The organism is Paenibacillus sp. J22FR83 (genome assembly GCF_059691955.1).
Map to the genome: position 1 here is coordinate 96,311 of NZ_JCAUAM010000010.1, position 19,922 is coordinate 116,232.

At 44.5% G+C, this 19,922-nt stretch carries 17 protein-coding genes; 13 read left to right on the forward strand and 4 right to left on the reverse strand.

From position 1 onward, the window contains the following. Positions 1-131 precede the first annotated feature (131 nt). Positions 132-1,103 carry a Gfo/Idh/MocA family protein gene (locus AC58PV_RS18935; RefSeq protein WP_497433853.1) on the forward strand — a complete coding sequence of 324 codons (972 nt, stop codon included), beginning with the start codon at positions 132-134 and terminating at the stop codon, positions 1,101-1,103. Between the two features lie 107 nt (positions 1,104-1,210). On the opposite strand, the gene AC58PV_RS18940 is transcribed toward AC58PV_RS18935, so the two are convergent. The 3 genes from AC58PV_RS18940 to AC58PV_RS18950 all read right to left on the reverse strand — a co-directional run bounded on the left by AC58PV_RS18940 (position 1,211) and on the right by AC58PV_RS18950 (position 4,870). Continuing rightward, complete coding sequence (locus AC58PV_RS18940) at positions 1,211-1,984, reverse strand: helix-turn-helix domain-containing protein (RefSeq protein WP_497433854.1); 774 nt, start codon at positions 1,982-1,984, stop codon at positions 1,211-1,213. A gap of 27 nt (positions 1,985-2,011) precedes the next feature. Beyond that, positions 2,012-3,829 (reverse strand): PAS domain S-box protein, encoded by a 1,818-nt coding sequence (locus tag AC58PV_RS18945; RefSeq protein ID WP_497433856.1) that lies wholly within the window; start codon positions 3,827-3,829, stop codon positions 2,012-2,014. A 489-nt stretch (positions 3,830-4,318) separates the two neighbouring features. Further along, on the reverse strand, positions 4,319-4,870 hold the full coding sequence (locus AC58PV_RS18950) for a helix-turn-helix domain-containing protein (protein WP_497433857.1): 552 nt from the start codon (positions 4,868-4,870) through the stop codon (positions 4,319-4,321). A 142-nt stretch (positions 4,871-5,012) separates the two neighbouring features. Here AC58PV_RS18950 and AC58PV_RS18955 point away from each other — a divergent pair, with 142 nt between their 5' ends. The 4 genes from AC58PV_RS18955 (at position 5,013) to AC58PV_RS18970 (ending at position 8,664) form a co-directional block, all read left to right on the forward strand. Then, the gene (locus tag AC58PV_RS18955; protein WP_497434062.1) at positions 5,013-5,672 is read left to right on the forward strand and encodes an alpha/beta hydrolase; all 660 of its coding nucleotides are present in this window, start codon (positions 5,013-5,015) and stop codon (positions 5,670-5,672) included. 8 nt (positions 5,673-5,680) lie between these two features. Next, positions 5,681-6,451 carry a DODA-type extradiol aromatic ring-opening family dioxygenase gene (locus AC58PV_RS18960; protein ID WP_497433858.1) on the forward strand — a complete coding sequence of 257 codons (771 nt, stop codon included), beginning with the start codon at positions 5,681-5,683 and terminating at the stop codon, positions 6,449-6,451. A 28-nt stretch (positions 6,452-6,479) separates the two neighbouring features. Continuing rightward, positions 6,480-7,841, forward strand: coding sequence for a hypothetical protein (locus tag AC58PV_RS18965; protein ID WP_497433859.1), 1,362 nt, complete (start codon positions 6,480-6,482; stop codon positions 7,839-7,841). 61 nt (positions 7,842-7,902) lie between these two features. Continuing rightward, complete coding sequence (locus AC58PV_RS18970; RefSeq protein ID WP_497433861.1) at positions 7,903-8,664, forward strand: GTP cyclohydrolase II; 762 nt, start codon at positions 7,903-7,905, stop codon at positions 8,662-8,664. A gap of 82 nt (positions 8,665-8,746) precedes the next feature. On the opposite strand, the gene AC58PV_RS18975 is transcribed toward AC58PV_RS18970, so the two are convergent. Further along, positions 8,747-9,844, reverse strand: coding sequence for a GntR family transcriptional regulator (locus AC58PV_RS18975; protein ID WP_497433862.1), 1,098 nt, complete (start codon positions 9,842-9,844; stop codon positions 8,747-8,749). 285 nt (positions 9,845-10,129) lie between these two features. Between AC58PV_RS18975 and AC58PV_RS18980 the strand changes: the two genes are divergently transcribed. The 8 genes from AC58PV_RS18980 to AC58PV_RS19015 all read left to right on the forward strand — a co-directional run bounded on the left by AC58PV_RS18980 (position 10,130) and on the right by AC58PV_RS19015 (position 19,799). After that, positions 10,130-11,746, forward strand: coding sequence for a xylulokinase (locus AC58PV_RS18980; protein ID WP_497433863.1), 1,617 nt, complete (start codon positions 10,130-10,132; stop codon positions 11,744-11,746). A 2-nt stretch (positions 11,747-11,748) separates the two neighbouring features. Then, complete coding sequence (locus tag AC58PV_RS18985) at positions 11,749-12,444, forward strand: L-ribulose-5-phosphate 4-epimerase (protein WP_497433864.1); 696 nt, start codon at positions 11,749-11,751, stop codon at positions 12,442-12,444. Between the two features lie 54 nt (positions 12,445-12,498). Beyond that, positions 12,499-13,923: an L-arabinose isomerase gene (gene araA / locus AC58PV_RS18990; RefSeq protein ID WP_497433866.1), complete on the forward strand. Its 1,425-nt coding sequence runs from the start codon at positions 12,499-12,501 to the stop codon at positions 13,921-13,923. A 214-nt stretch (positions 13,924-14,137) separates the two neighbouring features. Then, positions 14,138-16,042, forward strand: a complete 1,905-nt coding sequence (glgB, locus tag AC58PV_RS18995) for a 1,4-alpha-glucan branching protein GlgB (protein WP_497433867.1) — start codon at positions 14,138-14,140, stop codon at positions 16,040-16,042. Positions 16,043-16,049: 7 nt separating this feature from the next. Continuing rightward, entirely contained in the window at positions 16,050-17,231 is a 1,182-nt protein-coding gene (locus tag AC58PV_RS19000) for a glucose-1-phosphate adenylyltransferase (protein ID WP_497433868.1), read from the forward strand. 18 nt (positions 17,232-17,249) lie between these two features. Beyond that, positions 17,250-18,419, forward strand: a complete 1,170-nt coding sequence (gene glgD, locus AC58PV_RS19005) for a glucose-1-phosphate adenylyltransferase subunit GlgD (protein ID WP_497433870.1) — start codon at positions 17,250-17,252, stop codon at positions 18,417-18,419. Next, positions 18,409-19,224 carry a PPK2 family polyphosphate kinase gene (locus AC58PV_RS19010; protein WP_497433871.1) on the forward strand — a complete coding sequence of 272 codons (816 nt, stop codon included), beginning with the start codon at positions 18,409-18,411 and terminating at the stop codon, positions 19,222-19,224. Before glgD ends, AC58PV_RS19010 begins: the two co-directional genes overlap by 11 nt. 29 nt (positions 19,225-19,253) lie before the next feature. Next, positions 19,254-19,799, forward strand: a complete 546-nt coding sequence (locus AC58PV_RS19015) for a DUF1003 domain-containing protein (protein WP_497433872.1) — start codon at positions 19,254-19,256, stop codon at positions 19,797-19,799. The last annotated feature ends 123 nt before the right edge of the window (positions 19,800-19,922 follow it).

Genomic DNA, 19,922 nt, shown 5'->3' on the forward strand with positions numbered 1-19,922 from the left:
GCACAATAAGTCAGTTCGGCATTATATATGCAGGTTCGTGATTTGCGAATATGTATTCTATACGAAATGCGTACACGAATGTTACAGTAGAAGGAAGAGATACATATACTAAGAACAAGGTGAGGATGACGATGTTACGAATCGGTCTTATCGGTACAGGTGGGTTCAGTAAGATGCACGCGAGAATTCTATCTGATATGGATGACGTGCAGTTGGTCGCGGTATGCGGGACAAGCTTAGTAAAGGCAGAAGCGTTTGCTGCGGCGTGTGGAATTAGGTCCAGCTATGAAAGCCTAGATGATATGTTGGACGGCGAACGCTTGGATGCTGTTTATATCCTAGTACCGCCAATGTCCCATGGTGAATATGAAATGAAGCTCATTGCAAGAGGCATTCCTTTTTTTGTAGAGAAGCCGCTGGGTTTGAATACAGAGCAGCCTGAGCAGATTCGCAATGAGATAAGGAAGCAATCCCTAATTACGTCGGTAGGTTATCATTTCCGTTATACAGATACCGTGGATCTCATGAAACAGCTGTTGAAAGAGCAGCCGATTGGGATGATGACTGGTTATTGGATGGGGAGTATGCCACAGGTTGCCTGGTGGCGAGATCAGAGTAAATCTGGTGGGCAATTCCTAGAGCAGAGCACACATTTGGTTGATACTATGCGTTATTGCATTGGGGAAATAGAGGAAGTCTATGCCATGTATGGCCACCAAGTGATCCATAAGCAATTTGAAGGTGTTACAGTGCCTGACGTGGGAACCGTTACTCTCAAATTTGAGAGCGGAGTCATTGCGAACATTTCGAATACATGCGTATTGCCGAGTGGTGTGGGGAAGACAGGAATTACCTGTTACACACAACAAGGTATACTGGAGTGGGATCCAGACAGATTAACTATGATTGAAGCGCACGAAACCACGATTAAGAATAAAAAAGTGAATCCTTACTTAGCAGAGAACGAAGCCTTCATATATGCACTAAAAACAGGGGATACGGGGCGTATTCTTTCGGATTACGCGGATGCCTTCAAGACACAGCAAGTGACTGTTGCCGCCTTGGAATCGGCGAAAACGGGATTGCCATATCGGTTTAACTAAATAATGGCGGGCCATGGAATAACACCCTTGGTCAGCTAGCAAGCATGATGACTGAATGAGATTTCTTGCATTCATTCATCATGCTTTTTTTGATATAGGATGCCAATCTACCGCTCCTCTTTCTTTAAAACGCTAGGATTCACGCCGTACCATTTGCGGAATTGATTGGTGAAATGGTTGTAGTTTTGGAATCCAACGTCATAACATACCTCAGAAGCGCTGCGATCCGTGTGTTTGAGGAGGAGAACGGCTTGTTTAATTCGCATTTGGTTCAAGGTATCAATAACCGAATGTCCTGTACTCTCTTTAAAGAGATGAGACAGACGGGAAGCGGATAGACCTACAGCACTAGCCAGTTCATCTATGCGAATGGATTGATGCATATTCTTCGAGAGAAGATACTGGACCTCTTCGATGCGCGGGTCGATATTTTTGTGCATTTTCTGAGCAATGACGAGTAATAATTCTTGGACGGACGTGCTGCAGAGTTCAAACCAATATTCTTGCCTTTCGCGCGAATCTTCGAGGATACGAATAAAGGTATGATAAATGCGATCGCGCAGCGACTCACTATCTACAGTGAGGTGCAGTAGTTGTTGATTGGGAAGCAGGTTCGTTTCCATAAAGGTGTCCGGGAAATGAACCCAGCAGAATCGCCACGTCGAACCAGGATTGGTTCCATAGTGCTGCGGGGTACCTGGACGCAATAAGTGAATGTCACCTGCTTTGCATTTGGACAAGCTGCCTTGCAGGTTAATAAAACCTTCGCCATCGAGGGTGAACGTAAGCAGCCAATCTTTCCTTCCTTGAGGACGTTGCTCGTTATAGGTGTCGTTTTTCACATAGAGGCCAGCAAGTAGGGGATATTCTTCAAAGCTCATGATCATTGCCTCCAATCCGTATCCGTATTAAGTAATAGGCAGTGTTATTTCAATTATAGTGCCTTTGTTGCATTCACTTTCTACACGGACTTTACCTGCGTGATTCTCAATAATCTTTTTACTTACCATAAAACCTAATCCAGTTCCTGTTTCTTTGGTGGTAAAGAAGGGCTGTCCTAATTTGGAGAGCACGTCTTCTGGAATTCCACAACCTTGGTCAATGAGACGAATCAACATCTTCTGATGATTATCACTATTGATTTCGATGGTTATTTTCCCACCAGTCGGCATAGATTCAATAGAATTCTTAATAAAATTAATGAAAACTTGCTTTAATTGATTTTCATCGCAGTACAGATGGGTAGCACCAGGCTTGAATTCAGCGGAGAATTCGATATTGTTAAGAATCGCTTGTGTATCTAGAAGGGTCAGAACTTGGCTGAGTAACACCCGTATATCTTTTCTCTCAAATTTAATGATTTGCGGCTTTGCCAATATTAACAGTTCACTAAGAATTAATTCAATCCGTTCAATTTCAGAAGACATGATGTCGAAATATTTCTGTTTCTCGCCAATTCCTGATTTCATTAACTGAATGAATCCTTTGATGGAAGTAATGGGATTTCTGATCTCATGGGCTATTCCAGCAGCCAATTGTCCAGCTACAGATAATTTCTCCGAATTTTGAAGATGTTCTTGTGCAATTTTCCACGCGGTGATATTGCGAAGTGTAGCTGACCAACCAACTTGGATACCTTTCCCATCGACAATAGGCGAAGCAGTTAAAACAACATTGATTAATTCTCCATTCTTAAGTCCTCTAACCGTTTCGACTCCTATGATAGACTGCCCTTGTGTCACTTGTTCAAGCATAAGGTTAAATTCATCGCCATATTCCGTAGGAATAAATGGAGGCTTATTTAACTCGACATGAAAGACTTCTTTCTTCGACCATCCGAAAATAGTTACAAATGCTTCATTTACTCGCTGCACATTACCTTCGTTATTAAAGATAATAATCGCATCCGCATTATTCTCAATAAAAGACTCTAGTTGCTCCGTTTTAGATTTGAGATCCTCTTCCGCACGTTTTCTTAAGGTAACGTCACGGCATATGCCTGTGATTCCGATAACCGATCCATTACGATCGCGAAGCGGAGATAACGTTGCCTCTACATGAATGAAGACGCCGTCTTTACGCTGGCGAGTGGTTTCCAACCCTATGACCGTTTCTCCAACTTTGATGCCTTGATGAATATCTTCCATAGAATCCTTGAGGAAATTAGGAATGATAGGTAATTTCCTGTTCTTAACCTCTTCAGCCGACCAACCAAACAATATTTCAAAAGCTGGATTCACTTCTAGAAGGATATCGTCGACATCAATGACCCACATTGCGTCCGCATTATTTTGGATAAAAGATTGCAATTGCTCCGTCTTAGCTTTGAGATCCTCTTCTGCTAATTTTCTTTCTGTAATATCTTTTATTTGACTAATAAAAAACAAGGGTTGTCTACTTTCGTCCCTGATGCAAGTAATAACCAATAAAACGCGTATGGTGGAGCCATTTTTATGAATAAGACATTTTTCTATTTGGTAACAATCCATCATAGGGTCTACGAAATGATTGCTTACATGAAATGCACCATCCAAATCGTCTGGATGCGTGAGGTCTTGTAATGTCATGCCAAGGAGCTCTGATTCGGAATAACCAATTATTTGACATAGTGCGGTATTTATTTGTCGCATTTTTCCTTCATAGGCTAGGACTGCCATGCCAATAGGGGAGTATTTGAACACTTGATAGAAGAGATCGGGCTGTAAAATATCTAGCGTCGTTGCCATGTATCCTCCTTGATCCACGATGATTTCATTCTTAGTAAGAGTATTGGACAAAGTGTCATATTTTCCTTCCCATTTCAATCGGGATCTCAACTTGTTCATTCTTTGTTTATTCCAAACAGTGAGTTAACCGCGGGGGCCACTGTAGCATCACATTTAGATGTAAAAACTACAGCTAATATGCTCGAATTTGAGGTATTTCCGTGAATAGATGGAAAACATACAGGTAAATTCTATGGTATTTGAAAAATCGATACAATGGAAGGAATTTAACTACAGAAAATACAGTTAATCATCCGAATTCGCTAAATTCGCTTCAAATAGATAGAGAAAATCCAGTTAAATCGGCTGGAAATCGGTTTATTATTTATGGGTCAGTAACAAAAAGAGGCGTTTCAATAAGTCTGTATAGACTTTTGAGACACCTCTTTAAACTAATGGCGGAGACAATTGAGTTGGGAACCAATGTCCGTCTATTTTGTTAGCATACTTTTAGATAAGGTCCTGGCCGCTGTCACTTTCTGTATAGATCGATATTAGCACGATTGCCGTATCTTCTCCTATATTTCTGACCACATGGGGGGTACATGCGTTCCAACTGAACGAATCACCCTCTCCGAATTCAGCCCGATCCTCTCCTTGTTCTGCGTATATGCTACCTTTAACGACCATATGAACCTCCTCACCTTCATGAGCATGTGGTACATCTCCTGTCGAGGCTCCTGGCGGGAACTCCACCAGCATCATTCTAACGTTCTTCGTTGAGCTGAGATGTTCTACCTTCAGTTTCTCGGAACCGCTTGTTGTGGTTCTTCGTTCATGATTTCGAACAATATGCATACGATCTTCTTTCTTAAGGAGCAAATAAGCTAATGGCACCTTCAAAGCTTGCGCGATATGCTCCAGCGTTGCTATAGAAGGGGACGTTTTATTCGTTTCAACCTGACTCATGAAGCCTTGGGACAAGCCGGTTTCCTCGCAAATTTGGGCGATGGTAATATTTTTTCTCTTTCGAATCGCTCGAATCGTGGAGCCGATATCCATCCTCATGCACCCCTTAAATATTAGTAATAGAAAATATAATTTCATATTAGCAATTTATCTATTGACAAGTCAATTCATTATGTCTTAAATTAGTTATATAAACTTTAATTTTTTATTACTAATATTAATAAGGGGGATCATGATGAAACCATTTTACCAATATGACATTCATTTACCGACCCATATGGACACGAACAAGAAATATCCAGTCGTGTTTACCCTGCATGGCAAAGGCTCCAATGAAAATAATATGTATGGCTTGGTCGCTCCGTTGGCTGATCAATTCATTATTATCGGCATCCGCGGCAATCTGCTCCTTGGCTCAGGTTATCAGTATTATGATTTGAAAAGCTTAGGCAATCCTATTCGTGAGATGTTTGATGAAGCGGCTGAACAACTCGAAGCTTTCATTTATTATGCAACGGAAAAATACCCAATCGATCCAAGCAAACGGTATTTGCTGGGGTTTAGCCAAGGCGCCATCCTCTCGATGACGCTAGCACTTACCATGGGAGATAAGCTGAAGGGAATTGTTTCGCTGAACGGTTATGTTCCTGATTTCGTGAAGACGGAGTATCCATTGCGAAGTGTGAAGGATGTATCCGTATTTATTTCCCATGGTGAGTATGATTCCGTCTTTCCTGTTCGGATCGGTCACGAGTCGGCAGCTTATTTCAAAGATAAGACTCAGCGTTTAACATTTAAACTGTATCCAACTGACCATGGCGTATCTGAAGAGAACCAGTTTGATTTCCTGAACTGGCTTAAACAGGATGCTGGTTTGACAATAAAAAAGGAGTGAGAACTGATATGATGCCTTCCTATTTTTTCGCGCATGGCGCCCCGTCGATCGTACTTGAGGATAACGCATACACACAACTGCTAAAGACTTTTAAGGAAAATACACCTAGACCCAAAGCGATCGTGCTCTTTAGCGCCCACTGGGAAGAGTCGAAGCAGTCTGTCGGCGCTGCAGAAACGTATGACACCATTTATGATTTCGGCGGGTTTCAAGATGAACTCTATACGATGACCTATCCGGCCAAGAGCGACCGAGCACTAAGTGAGCATGTTCGTGCACTGTTTGAGAAGCAAGGCATTCAGAGCGTTCTGAATGAGAGTAGAGGGCTTGACCACGGAGCTTGGGCGGTTTTGAAGCTGCTGTATCCAGACGCGGATATTCCGGTTGTCGCATTATCCGTGAATCGTCATCTTAGCAATGAACAGCAGTATCAGATCGGCAAAGCGTTAGGGGAGCTTAGAGAACAAGATGTTCTGATTATCGGAAGCGGAGGAACCGTTCATAATCTACGAAGATTGAATTGGCAATCACAAGGAATCGATAAGTGGGCAGAGCAGTTCGACAACTGGCTTCAGAATAAACTTGAGTCATGGGATACAGAAGCGTTATTTCAATATCATGAGCTGGCTCCTAATGCTCAAGAAGCTGTGCCAACCAATGAACACTTTATTCCATTGTTTCTTGCAATGGGTTCCGGAGATGCCAATCGTCAAGCGAAGCTGCTTCACCGCAGCTACCAATATGGCAACCTGAGTTTAAGTTGCTGGCAATTTAACTAATGAAGCTAAATGAAAGAGGGCGGATCCGATGAAATCCGCAGGTAAAGCGGCAATGGAGAGAATACTCATTTTCTCTATTGCCGTGGTTTATATTGTTCAGCAACTGACGCAGTTGGAGATGCTAACTCCTGTTCTGGGATGTCTTGTCTTCCTAGCAATCGCCATCTTGTTGCCGAATCTGAAGGGCGTAACCTTTTGGCTTTCCGTGTCCTTTATGGTTGCCGGGATTGTGCTCATGTTGTTTCAAAATGTGCAGGCTTCCGTATGGTTCGAGTCCGCGGGAATCAATGTGACGATCGTAACGCTATTTCTATTCGCGCCGCTGTTCGGGATTCCGGTACGGATTCCCCAATACGTAGAAGCGCTGAAACGTTTCTACGAACAAAATTTTCGCAGTAAAGCCGCTTTATTCATAGGAACGCAGTTTCTTACACAAATTATGGGTGTGTTTATTAACGTTGGTTCAATTCCTGTCGTCTATCAAATGGTTTTGGTTAAACCGCAACCTGGCATGTCCCGACTGCTTGCCAATGCGTTAAACAGGGGATTTGCGGGGGCGATTCTATGGTCGCCGTACTTCGCTGCGATGACGCTCGTGACAACGGCGCTTGACCTGCCTTGGTCGTCCATTCTTCCCTACATGCTTGGATTAGCAATCCTAAGTATTGTCGTGAGCTTGGCGGTTGATTTCCGTGAAATACGGGAAGCTGCAACGGACCAGACTGAACAGGAGTCGACACAGAAGCAGAGAAGTGCTGTTTTTCCGATTGGGCTGGGCTTATATTTAATATCTGCAATCATCGCCATATTGATTTTGGAACGGTTAATCGAGTTGCCGATGGTGATATTAATTTGTATGGCCGCGGTATTATTTCCGCTCATTTGGTGCATGGCTAATGGAGCGATGGCCGTATACAGAGAAGGGTTGAAGAATCATGTTACTGTCACGCTACCCGCTTTGCAGAAGGAAATTACACTATTCTTGGCAGCCGGTTTCTTTAGCGGTTCCATTGGTGCAACCAAGTTCGGATCCTCGATTCCGGCAATGCTGGAGCAGATACCACTGTCTGTAGCCATTACTTTCTCGCTATTCACAGTGCTTCTCATTGCGGGATCATCGTTAATTGGTCTACATCCGATCGTCCCAGTAACCATTCTTGCAGGTGGCATTGATCCAGCAAGCGTGGGGATCAGTCCGTTATATTTCGCAGTACTGTTGTTGGGAAGTTGGAGCTTATCCAATCCCATATCGCCAGCCTCAGCCGTTAATAATTTGTTAGCGGGACTGTTTAAGAAGCCGGTGTTCGAAGTGGCTGTGCCCAATTACAAATTCGCTGGTTGCATGGCAATCGTGTTAATCATTTATGTGATGGTTGTATTAGGGGAGTAAGAAAGACAGATGCTAGGATGTAGCCCAAATTCCACATGCAGTTTGAAAAGGAGAAGTATTCATGCCTGTTGTACAAAGTTTTGATCCTAAAGTGATTTCGCTTTTACAAGAGAAAATAAAAATGATCAAAACCGACGAAGGGGCGGTATATCTTGTTGGACCTATTAAGCTGCCGGTTAACTTATTTGGGGAGACCATCCAGTTTAATTGGTATTGCTGGCTCAATTGCAATGAAGTAACGGAAGATTTTGAGCGTATTGTCGCCAAGTTATCTTCTGCTAATTTGGCAGAATTTCAACAATCGAGTGTTCTTGTTCATGGGGATTTCGAGCAGGCAGATCATGCCTTGATTCGGTTTCATTCTATCTGTCATACCGGAGATATATTTGGCAGCAAGCGATGTGACTGTGGCTATCAGCTCCATCAGTCGTTGAAACATATTGCCGATCATGGAAGCGGCGCGTTATTTTATCTAGCGAATCATGAAGGTCGAGGTATTGGCCTCTTCAGCAAAGCGCTTGCCTATATTCTGCAAGAAAACGGATATGATACGGTGGATGCGAATCTTCAACTTGGTTTTGTAGATGATTCGCGTGATTATAGCGATGCGATTAAGGTATTGAAAGCACTTCGAACAAAGCCAGTCACTCTGATGACAAACAATCCCAAGAAACTAGATGCGCTTAGCAAGGCAGGACTGGATATAGAGGATCGCGTGCAGCTATGGGGAGATGTGTCCGAGTATAATGAGAAATATTTGAAAACGAAAATCGAGCGGTCCGGGCATTTGAATGGCGACGACGGCTGTTGCAATAATGATTAACTTAAAAGCTAGAGCAAAGGAGCCACCAGAAAGCATCTGGGTGGCTCCTTTGTATTTGCGATGAAGGTACATCTCTAGAAGATCAGCTAGGTTCAGCTACAATCTCCTTCACGGTTTCACCCTCGATTAGCACGGGTTGGTAATAGGTGTTGGTAGGTAGGTCTTTTTTGCCTTGTAAATGTTTAATGACCCAGTCTGCTGCGTCGCGTCCCATTTGTTCTTGAGGGTGTGTTAGCGTTGTTAGTTTGATATTGGCGCTTTTGGCGATATATGAATTGTCCTGACCTATAATGGATAGTTCGTCTGGAATGGAGATGCCCAGTCTTCCGCAGACATGTACAACTTCCAAGCCGACCTCGTCGTTGTAACACACAAGCGCAGTCAATTCATCCCGATTATCGTTCAGGTATTCCTCCAAGTTAGCGGACAGGTGTGGCTTCGTGGATGTATCGAAAGAAAGCACATGTTCAGAGTGGAATCTTAACTTGGCTTCCCCAAGCGCCTTAATATAACCCTTCATTCTATACTTTCCTTGTAAATCATCCATTTTCGCGATAATGCCGATCTGCTTATGTCCTTTGGCAATCAGTTCTCGGGTTGCGAGATAACTAGACTGCACGTCATCCAGACAGAAGAAAGGGACTTCCAACTCTTCATAATAAGCATTAATCATCGTGAAGGGAATTTCCTGCTCCCTAAATGCCAAATAATAAGCGATGTTCGGGTTGTACTCGTTACTTCGGGTAGGCTCAATAATGAGTCCGTCGACGCCGTAGGCTAGCATCATCTCCAGCGCCTTTTTTTCCTGGGCGATATCATTATTTGTACTGGCTAGCAGTAACGAATAATTATCTTCATTTAATCGGCTGTCAATGCCGCGGATAATGGAGGGGAAGATGTAATCCGAAATGTAGGTCGTGATGACGCCGATCGTTTTTTTCGTAGTATTCCCGCCCGACTTGGTCCGGTACTGGCTGCTAACGAACGTTCCAGATCCTCTTTCGCTTCTCAAGAACCCCTCGTTTGATAACTCTAGAATGGCCTTTCGAACGGTCTGTCGGCTAACGTTATAGCTATCCTGCAAAGTAGATTCCGAAGGGATCTGCTCGTTTGCTTTATACGTTCCTGAAAGGATATTACTTTTTATATCATCAATGATTACTTGATACTTTGGCTTCACGCAATCCACTTCTTTCATTGTTGTCGATAAAGTTGTACGTACATATTCTAACATGGATTGCATGGAATGCAAATACAAGTGACGTATATTGCAGTAGAAGTATTATGCTTGTCCTTATCAGGGGCAGTAGGTGTAGTTGAGAAGAGATGGTATCGGGAATGATGTAGGTATAACTAGTGATATTCGTTGACAAATGTACGTACAGAAAATATACTGATGTTGTTAGTTGAGAATTGAAGTTGTTTAAAGTGTATCACCGCGAATAGAGAGGGGATTTATGTGAACATGAATCATCTAGACTTGAAAGAAGCGATAACCAAGGGAGAAACTTCGCTAGGTATCGAATTAGGATCTACGCGGATCAAGGCGGTGCTGATTGATCGTCAGTTCGAGACCATCGCATCGGGAAGTTATGAGTGGGAGAATCTGTTGAAAGACGGATATTGGACATACAACCAGGAGGATATTATCACAGGTCTCCAAACCGCGTATCGCGAAATGAAGCAGCAAGTGGAACAGAATTTCGGAGTCACGCTCCAAACAGTGGGCTCAATCGGATTTTCCGCTATGATGCACGGCTATATGTCATTCGACAATAAGGGTGAGCTGTTAGTTCCGTTCCGGACTTGGCGCAATGCAACAACCGGCGCGGCTGCAAAGGAACTAACGGACTTATTTCAATTTAATATTCCTGAGCGGTGGAGCATCGCGCATTTGTACCAAGCGATTTTAAACCAAGAGGAGCATGTGCCTCGCATTGATTACGTAACGACGCTGGCTGGTTACATTCACTGGCTGCTAACAGGCAATAAAGTCATTGGAATTGGAGATGCTTCCGGCATTTTCCCTATGGATGAAGCAACTCATAACTACCATCCAGCGATGGTTAAGCAGTTCGATGAACGAATCGCAGCCAAAGGCTATCCGTGGAAGCTGGCGGACTTACTTCCTAAGGTATATCTTTCCGGCGAGCAAGCAGGCGAATTAACTGAAGCGGGAGCTGGAATTCTCGACCCTGCCGGGGATCTGAAGTTTGGAATTCCGCTATGTCCTCCAGAAGGCGATGCCGGGACAGGTATGGTGGCGACCAATAGCGTGAGGAAGCGTACGGGCAACATTTCCGTAGGTACTTCCGTGTTTGCGATGATTGTACTAGAGAAGGAATTAGCAAAGGTATATCCAGAGATCGATATGGTGACGACGCCGGATGGCAGCCCTGTCGGAATGGTGCATGCCAACAACTGTTCCAGCGATCTCAATGCCTGGGTCGGAATGTTCCGTGAGTTCTCTGAAGCGATGGGATTCAACGTGGATTCCGGGAAATTGTTCAGCGTGCTGCTTAACAAGGCGCTCGAAGCCGACCCGGATGGCGGCGGTTTGCTTAGCTACGGTTATCTCTCGGGCGAAAATATTACGGGCATTGAGCAAGGCCGACCGTTGTTCGTTCGTTCACCAGAGAGCAACTTCAATCTGGCGAATTTCATGCGTACGCATCTATTCGCGGCGTTCGGAGCGCTCAAGCTCGGCATGGATATTTTGACGGAAAACGAACAGGTAGCCATCGACAGTATTCTAGCTCATGGCGGCCTCTTCAAGACTCCTGTCGTTGGACAAAAGATCCTTGCTGCTGCCCTGAATGTACCGATCTCGGTTATGTCCACAGCTGGCGAAGGCGGGGCATGGGGCATGGCACTATTGGCCTCTTACCTGATTAATAAGGATCAGGGTGAAAGCTTGGAGACCTTCCTCGCTGAGAAGGTATTCAAAGATGTTGAAGGACAGGAAATTGCTCCGGATGCGAAGGACGTAAGCGGGTTCGAAGCCTTCATTAAACGATACCAGGCAGGTCTGGCCATTGAACAGGCTGCAGTGGAGCATCTGTTAGAGAACGGGAGGGACTAACGTTGTTAGAACAGCTGAAAGAAGAAGTATATCAAGCGAATCTAGACTTGCCGAAGCACGGACTGGTGAAATTCACTTGGGGCAATGCGAGCGCCGTCGATCGGGAAAGCGGTCTGTTCGTCATTAAACCAAGCGGGGTCAGCTACGAAACGATGAAGCCAAGCGACATGGTCGTTGTGGATCTCGATGGCCGTGTAGTCGAAGGAGAGCTTAGACCTTCCTCCGATACGGCGACGCATGCGGTCTTGTACAAACATTATCCGCAGATTGGCGGTATCGTCCATACCCACTCTACTTGGGCAACGATCTGGGCCCAAGCAGGACTGGACGTACCGGTCATGGGTACGACACATGCGGACACCTTCTATGGCGCCATCCCTTGCGCGCGCTTTTTGACCCAAGAAGAGGTTGACCGTGGTTATGAAGCTGAGACGGGTCACGTCATTATAGAGACTTTCGAGAAACTTGGCGTGGATGTTATGGCAATTCCTGCTGTCCTTCTTCAAGGTCATGCGCCGTTCACTTGGGGGAAAGACGTGAAATCAGCCGTAGTGAACAGCGTCGTGCTGGAAGAAGTATGCAAAATGAATTTGTACGCGCGACAACTTAACAACTTTGCCAAAGAATTGCCTCAAGGCATTTTGGATAAGCACTATCTTCGTAAACACGGGAAAGATGCCTACTACGGGCAGAAGTAATGGTGAAGTAATGGCATTATTCATTATAAAAATAGTGAAAAGAGGATGATCAGGATGTCAGCAACAACTACTAAACAGTTCTGGTTTGTTGTAGGATCGCAGCATTTGTACGGGGAAGAAGCTTTGGCAGAAGTTAAAGCTCATGCACAGACGATGACAGATGCTTTGAATAATAGCGGCGTGTTACCTTATCCGCTTGTTTTGCAGGACCTGGCTATCTCCGCAGATAAAATTACAAACATTATGAAAGAAGTCAACTATCGCGATGAAGTGGCGGGTGTCATTACGTGGATGCATACGTTCTCACCAGCCAAGATGTGGATTCGCGGTACGAAATTGCTGCAGAAGCCTCTGCTGCATTTGGCAACCCAATATAATGAAAGCATTCCTTGGGCAACGATCGACATGGACTTCATGAACCTGAATCAGGCCGCTCATGGCGATCGTGAATATGGTTTCATCAATGCTCGTCTGAAGAAACAAAATAAAATCGTAGTAGGCTACTGGGAACGTGCGGAAGTCAAGCAACAGATTGCGGATTGGATGGACGTAGCTGTTGCTTATAACGAAAGCTTCAACATCAAAGTTGCCCGCTTTGGCGATAACATGCGCAACGTTGGTGTAACGGATGGGGACAAGGTTGAAGCTCAGATTCAGTTCGGATGGACCGTGGACTACTACGGCATCGGCGACCTCGTGCAATACGTGAATGCCGTGACAGAGCAGGAAATCGACATTCTGATGGGTGAATATGCGGAGCTTTATGCATTCGATTATGGTACGAACAGCAAAGAGTCCTGGGAAGCCAGCGTCAGAGTTCAAGCAAGCTATGAAATCGCTATGAAACGCTTCTTCGACGAGAGAGGTTATAATGCTTTCACCACGAACTTCGAGGATCTGCATGGGATGAAACAGTTACCAGGCCTTGCGGTTCAACGTCTGATGGCACAAGGATACGGTTTTGCCGGAGAAGGCGACTGGAAGACAGCCGCAATCGATCGCTTGTTGAAGGTGATGAGCCGCAACCAGAACACGGGCTTTATGGAGGATTACACGTATGAGATGGCGCTTGGTCAGGAATCCATTCTGCAATCCCATATGCTCGAGGTAGATCCAACTTTGGCAAGCAACCAACCGAAAATCATCGTTTCCCCACTCGGGATCGGTGGTAAAGAAGATCCGGCGCGTCTAGTATTCGACGGTAAAGCCGGCGATGGCGTCGTCGTATCTATGGCGGATTTCGGTACACATTATAAACTGTTAATCAACGAAATTACTGCATTCGAGCCGACTGTTCCAGCTCCTAATCTTCCCGTAGCTAGAGTTCTGTGGAACGTTAAGCCGAATTTCCAAGATGGGGTAAAAGCCTGGATCGAGAATGGTGGAGGCCACCATACAGTCGTTTCCTTGAACTTGACGACAGACCAAATCGTGACCTATGCAAAGCTGGTTAACTTAGAATACGTCGTCATTAAGTAATTCGACATGAAGAGAAGAGTTTTTAAGCCCGTGGGAAAACATCCCCCGGGCTTTTCATGTATTTTTTTTGTAGTATAAATACTACAACCCCGAAGCACGAACCATTATGGTATTTTTTTTTTGGAAATTCGTGCAATAAGTTATACATCAGTTGTTTCAATTCACCAAGATGTGTGTAATTAGGATTAAACTCGACACACGGGGAGGAAACAGCATGACATTGATTGCCTCGAAAACAAATAAAGATGCTTTCTATTTACTGCATGAAGGCACGCAATATCAAAGCTATCATTTTCTTGGCGCGCATTTGGAAGAACGCGATGGTTGCAAAGGAGTCAACTTCGCTGTGTGGGCGCCGAATGCCAAGGAAGTGAACGTATCTGGCAGTTTTAACGGATGGGATGGTACCCATCATGCGATGACCATGCAGGATGGCATTTGGTCATTGTTCATACCTGATCTTGAAGAAGGAACACTATACAAATATGAAATCGTTACGCTGGACGGGGATCGGTATTTAAAGTCGGATCCTTACGCGTTTCAAACGGAAGTTCGACCGGAAACCGCTTCCATTATTACGTCTCTTGAAAATTATGAATGGCAGGATGAAGACTGGTTTGCGAATAACGCGTCAGACCAACACTTGCAGAAGCCACTACTTATCTATGAGGTGCATTTGGGCAGTTGGAAGCGCAAGGAGGACGGCGGATTTTATAGTTATGTGGAACTCGCCGACGAACTCGTGGATTACGTTCACGAGCGGGGGTATACCCATATTGAGCTCATGCCATTAGCTGAACATCCACTTGACTCCTCCTGGGGATATCAAGTAACTAGCTATTATTCCGTGACAAGTCGTTTTGGATCACCGAAAGACTTCATGTACTTTGTTGATCGTTGTCATCAAAAGGGAATTGGCGTCATTATGGACTGGGTTCCTGCACATTTTTGCAAGGATGCACATGGCTTAGGCAGGTTTGATGGCTCGCCCTTGTATGAGCATTCGGATAGTCGCAAAGGTGAGAATCCGACATGGGGCACGTATATTTTCGACTATGGGAAGCCGGAAGTCATTAGCTATTTAATTTCGAATGCCCTGTTCTGGATGGACATGTATCATGTGGATGGGTTAAGAGTTGATGCTGTATATAGTCTGTTAACATTGAATTTTAATCGGCCCGAAGAGGAATGGATTCAAAACGAACAAGGTGGAGACGAGAACCTGGAAGGGATTGCGTTCCTGCAGAAATTAAATGCCGTCGTATTTTCCAGGTATCCGGGGATGTTAATGATTGCAGAAGACTCCAGCGCATATTCGGGTGTTACGACACCAGTTGAGTTTGGCGGACTCGGGTTTAATTACAAGTGGAATTTAGCTTTTACCTCGGACACGCTGGCATATATGAAGCAAACGCAAAGCGAACGCAGCGGACAAGAAGATCAGCTAACCCGGTCATTGTTAGGGACAAGGGATGCGAATTATGTGTTACCGTATTCGCATGATGAAGTGAATTATCCGAAAAAATCCTTGCTAGGTAAAATGTCAGGGGAAGATAATTGGCAACGTTTTGCTAATCTGCGTGTCCTGTATACCTATTTGATGGCTCATCCGGGCAAAAAGCTAGTTTTCATGGGCACCGAATTCGGTCAAATGAACGATTGGAATTCAGAAGATTCCTTGGAATGGGAATTGTTGAGCCATGAAGAACATCAGCAATTTGCGGAATTCGTGAAGGGGATGAATCATTTTTACATAGGAGAAAAGGCTTTGTGGGAACTTGATTTCGAGTCCAACGGCTTTACCTCCCTAGTTGCGGAAGAGAAAGAGGATGGCTTGGTAACGCTCTTGCGAAATGCGAAGACTGGCAACGAACAGTTGATTATCATTAACAATTTCAAACAGGAAGCGCATGAGGGATATCGACTTGGGGTCCCGGAGTCTGGGGGCTATCAGGAAGTTTTTAACAGCGACAGGTTGGAATTTGGCGGTTCAGGAATAACGAATGCGGATCGTTTGGAAACTGAGGAATGGTCTTGTCAAGGATATGCTCACAGTATTTCAGTTAACATACCGCCACTTGCAGCGGTAATCCTCAAATATATGCCTAAGGAAGGATGAGATTACAGTGAAGAAACAGGAATGCGTAGCAATGTTATTAGCAGGTGGTGAGGGCAGTAGACTTAGTCCGTTAACGAAAAATATTGCAAAGCCAGCTGTCCATTTTGGTGGGAAATATAGAATTATTGACTTTTCTTTGAGCAATTGCACCCATTCGGGTATTGACACGGTTGGCGTGTTGACACAGTACAAACCTGCTACTCTGCATGCTCATATCGGAAACGGGGAAGCTTGGGGAATGAAGAATGATAGAGGCGGAATCTCTCTCTTCGAGAGACAAGTGGGCGCACCCAATGCTTATTCGGGGACGGCAGATGCCATTTATCAGAATTTGGACTACCTTCGGAAACAGAATCCAAGTTATGTCTTAATTATTTCCAGTGATCATATCTACAACATGGATTACCGCGAAATGATTGAGCATCACAAGTCAACGGGTGCAGATGTGACCATATCCGTGACGCCTGTGAAATGGGAGGAAGCGAGCAGATTTGGCATTATGAGCACGGATGACAATCATCGGGTGACAGCTTTTGAAGAGAAACCACTGAAACCTGATAGTAATCTAGCTTCCATGGGTGTGTATTTGTTTAACTGGGATGTTCTTCGGTCCTCCTTGGAACAAGATGCGCAAGACCAGACTTCGGACCATGATTTCGGACACAATATCATTCCGAGTTTACTGGCGGGAGGAGCTCATTTGTCTGCGTATCCATTTGAAGGGTATTGGAAAGATGTAGGTACGATTCAAAGCCTTTGGGAATCTCATATGGATTTACTTGGCTATACGCCGAAGTTGCAGTTGGACCAGGAAACGTGGCCTGTACTGACCAAAAAGAAGAATCTATCCAAAACGCATGTCGCCCTATCGGCTAGAGTTAATAATGCAGTCATCGGTGATGGCACGACTATTTATGGAAATATCAGTCATTCTGTGATATTCGATAACGTAAAGGTTGGAGAAAATAGCAGAATACTCAATAGTGTTATCATGCCAGGCGTGCAGATTGGGAAAAATGTACTTATTAGCAATGCGATTATCGGAGAAGGCGCGGTCATTAGAGATGGAGCTGTTGTAGGCCAGTTAGACGGATTCGAGATTACAACCATTGCCGAGAGAACAACGGTAAGACGTCAATACCCAGCTGTTATTCCGGCCAAGCTAACCAATCAAGTGTACTTCGGATAATCCAAGGAGGCATATAAGATGAAGGATATTCTTGGGATGATCAATTTGATGAATGAACAGGATGATTTATCTACACTTACACGCAATCGGTGCGTAGGTGCGGTGCCTTTTGCAGGGCGTTATCGGATCGTCGACTTTGCGCTCTCCAATATGAGCAATTCGGGTATTCAGAAGGTTATGCTGCTAGCGAATGACAAGGCGGACTCCCTTCTTGAACATGTGGGTGACGGTTATCATTGGGGCTTAACGATGACGGGGGAAAGCGGGGTAACCGTTCTCCCACCTTGCCAACTCGCCAAAGATATGCGTGGAGATCTATTTCACCTGTACAGTCATATTGATAGTCTAAAGAATTGCACGGAAACCTATATCCTGCTTGCGCCTAGCAGCGTAATTTACCATATGAATTTTGAAAATATGGTTGATTACCATCTTAACAACGACGCTGATATTACGATTCTCTATAAGCATTTGATGGAGATGGATCGACATGCGCATATTGGTCATGCCTACAACTTGGAGATGAATGACCAGGGCAGAGTCGTAAGTGTCGCACCAACGTACCATGCGTTACCGAGCTTGAAACCACAAAATATCGATTTGGATACGATGATTATCAAACGAAGTCTGCTCATTGATTTAATCGAACAAAGTATGAAGCTGGGTTGTGAAAGGTATCTGAAAGAAGTTATCTGGAACCACTTAGAAGATATACATGTGCAAGGCTATGCCAATCATGGGTACGTGGCTATTATGGATTCGATTGACAGTTATTACGCCCATAGTATGCACCTTCTGCAACCGCATGGGTGGCGGGAAATCATGATTAATCATGATTCTGTCTATACAAGGCAAGAAGAAGAACTGGAGACGGCTTGCTATAATCAAGCATTGATTCGTAACTCCTTTATTGCACCTGGATGCAGCATTGAAGGCTATGTGGAAAACAGTATTCTGTTTCCAGGTGTGAAGGTAAATCGTGGGGTTACCATCAAAAATAGTATCGTGATGCATCAATGCGCCATTGAAGCGAATGCTTATTTGGACCATGTCATTTTGGACAAACAAGTTGTTGTAGAACAAGGGGTCATTTTACGCGGCGAATTCACCCACCCCATTGTGGCAGAAAAAAATGGGGTGAATGTAGCACAGGACAACACGGCAGAGGAGGTTAAGTATGACGAATAGCGATTTCCGATGGGAACCTGGTAAAAAAGTACATTTATCCGAAATAGATCCCAACGATACAAATGCACATCATGAAAGAGATGAAATCGAGCTCAATATGGCACGTTTAAGGGAACGATTGGAAGCTCTTCAAAACATGCTGTATGCAGAAAAGCAACAGTCTGTTCTGTTCGTCATTCAAGGCATGGATTGCAGTGGAAAAGATGGCGTTGTGAAGCATGCGCTTGGAAGCTTGCATCCGCAAGGATTCCAAGTCACGAGTTTCCGAACACCTACCGAAGAAGAAGCATCCCATGATTTCTTATGGCGTGCACATAGGGCAACGCCGGCCAAAGGCATGATCGGAGCTTTCATCCGCTCGTACTATGAAGATGTGCTGATCACCCGTGTGCATCGAACGATTGACGAATTCGAAACCAAGCAACGCTTCAAACATATTAAACATTTTGAGAAATTGTTGGAGAGCAGTGGTGTGAAAATCGTAAAGATTTTTTTGCATATTTCGCAAGATTTCCAATTAGCCAAGCTTCGAAATCGACTCAAGGATCCAACAAAGCGTTGGAAGTTCGATAAGAATGACCTGGTTGAACGTGAATCTTGGGATGAATATCAAGCGGCCTATGAGGATGTAATTAAACATTGCAGCTCCGATTCAGCACCTTGGTATATCGTTCCTGCCAACCATCGCTGGTATCGGGATTGGGCAGTATTGCAAATTGCCGTGGCAACGTTAGAAAGCATGGAGTTGACGTATCCGGAATCGGATCAGGAATTTGATGAGAAGCTCCTTGCTACATTGCAATAAGTTTGGCTTAGGGAAGAAGGGACAGGAGTATGGAAAAAGAGATAGGAAAAACGACGGAAGGTGCACAAACGACAGGTGACGTCACATCGGAGAAGTTGTTTCATGAATTAGATAATGATCCTAACTTTAAGTTGGATAACGATCAATTAGAACGCATAGCCTCCATTGTAAATGCGTATAAAGGGAACATTAAGTCCCATCTAATTGAGCAGCAGGAGAAGAAGACTTCTTGGGCGGACCGGCTTGCTGATGGCATTGCCAGTTTCGGTGGAAGTTGGGCATTTATCTTGTTATTCAGCTTGTTCTTGATCCTTTGGATGTCCATTAATTTCATGAGCTTCGCCTTCGATAAACCCCCGTTCATCCTGTTAAACCTTATCCTTTCTTGTATTTCGGCCTTTCAAGCTCCAGTCATTCTCATGAGTCAGAATCGACAAGCTTCTAAAGATAAGCAGGAAGCGATCCTTGACTTCGCCATTAATTATCATGCTGAGCAGGAAAATATGGAGATCAAGGTCCTGTTGGAACGTTTGGATCAAAGGCTTGCAAGAATTGAGAAACAGGATAGTAGGTAGTGTCACATACATAAGTAGTTGTAGAGAGGCTCCTTGGAGGGAGCCTCTTCGTGTTGGTTAGGGGTCTGAGTGAAACCACACCAGATTTTCGTTGCTATCAGAACCAACATAAAACTGAGAACT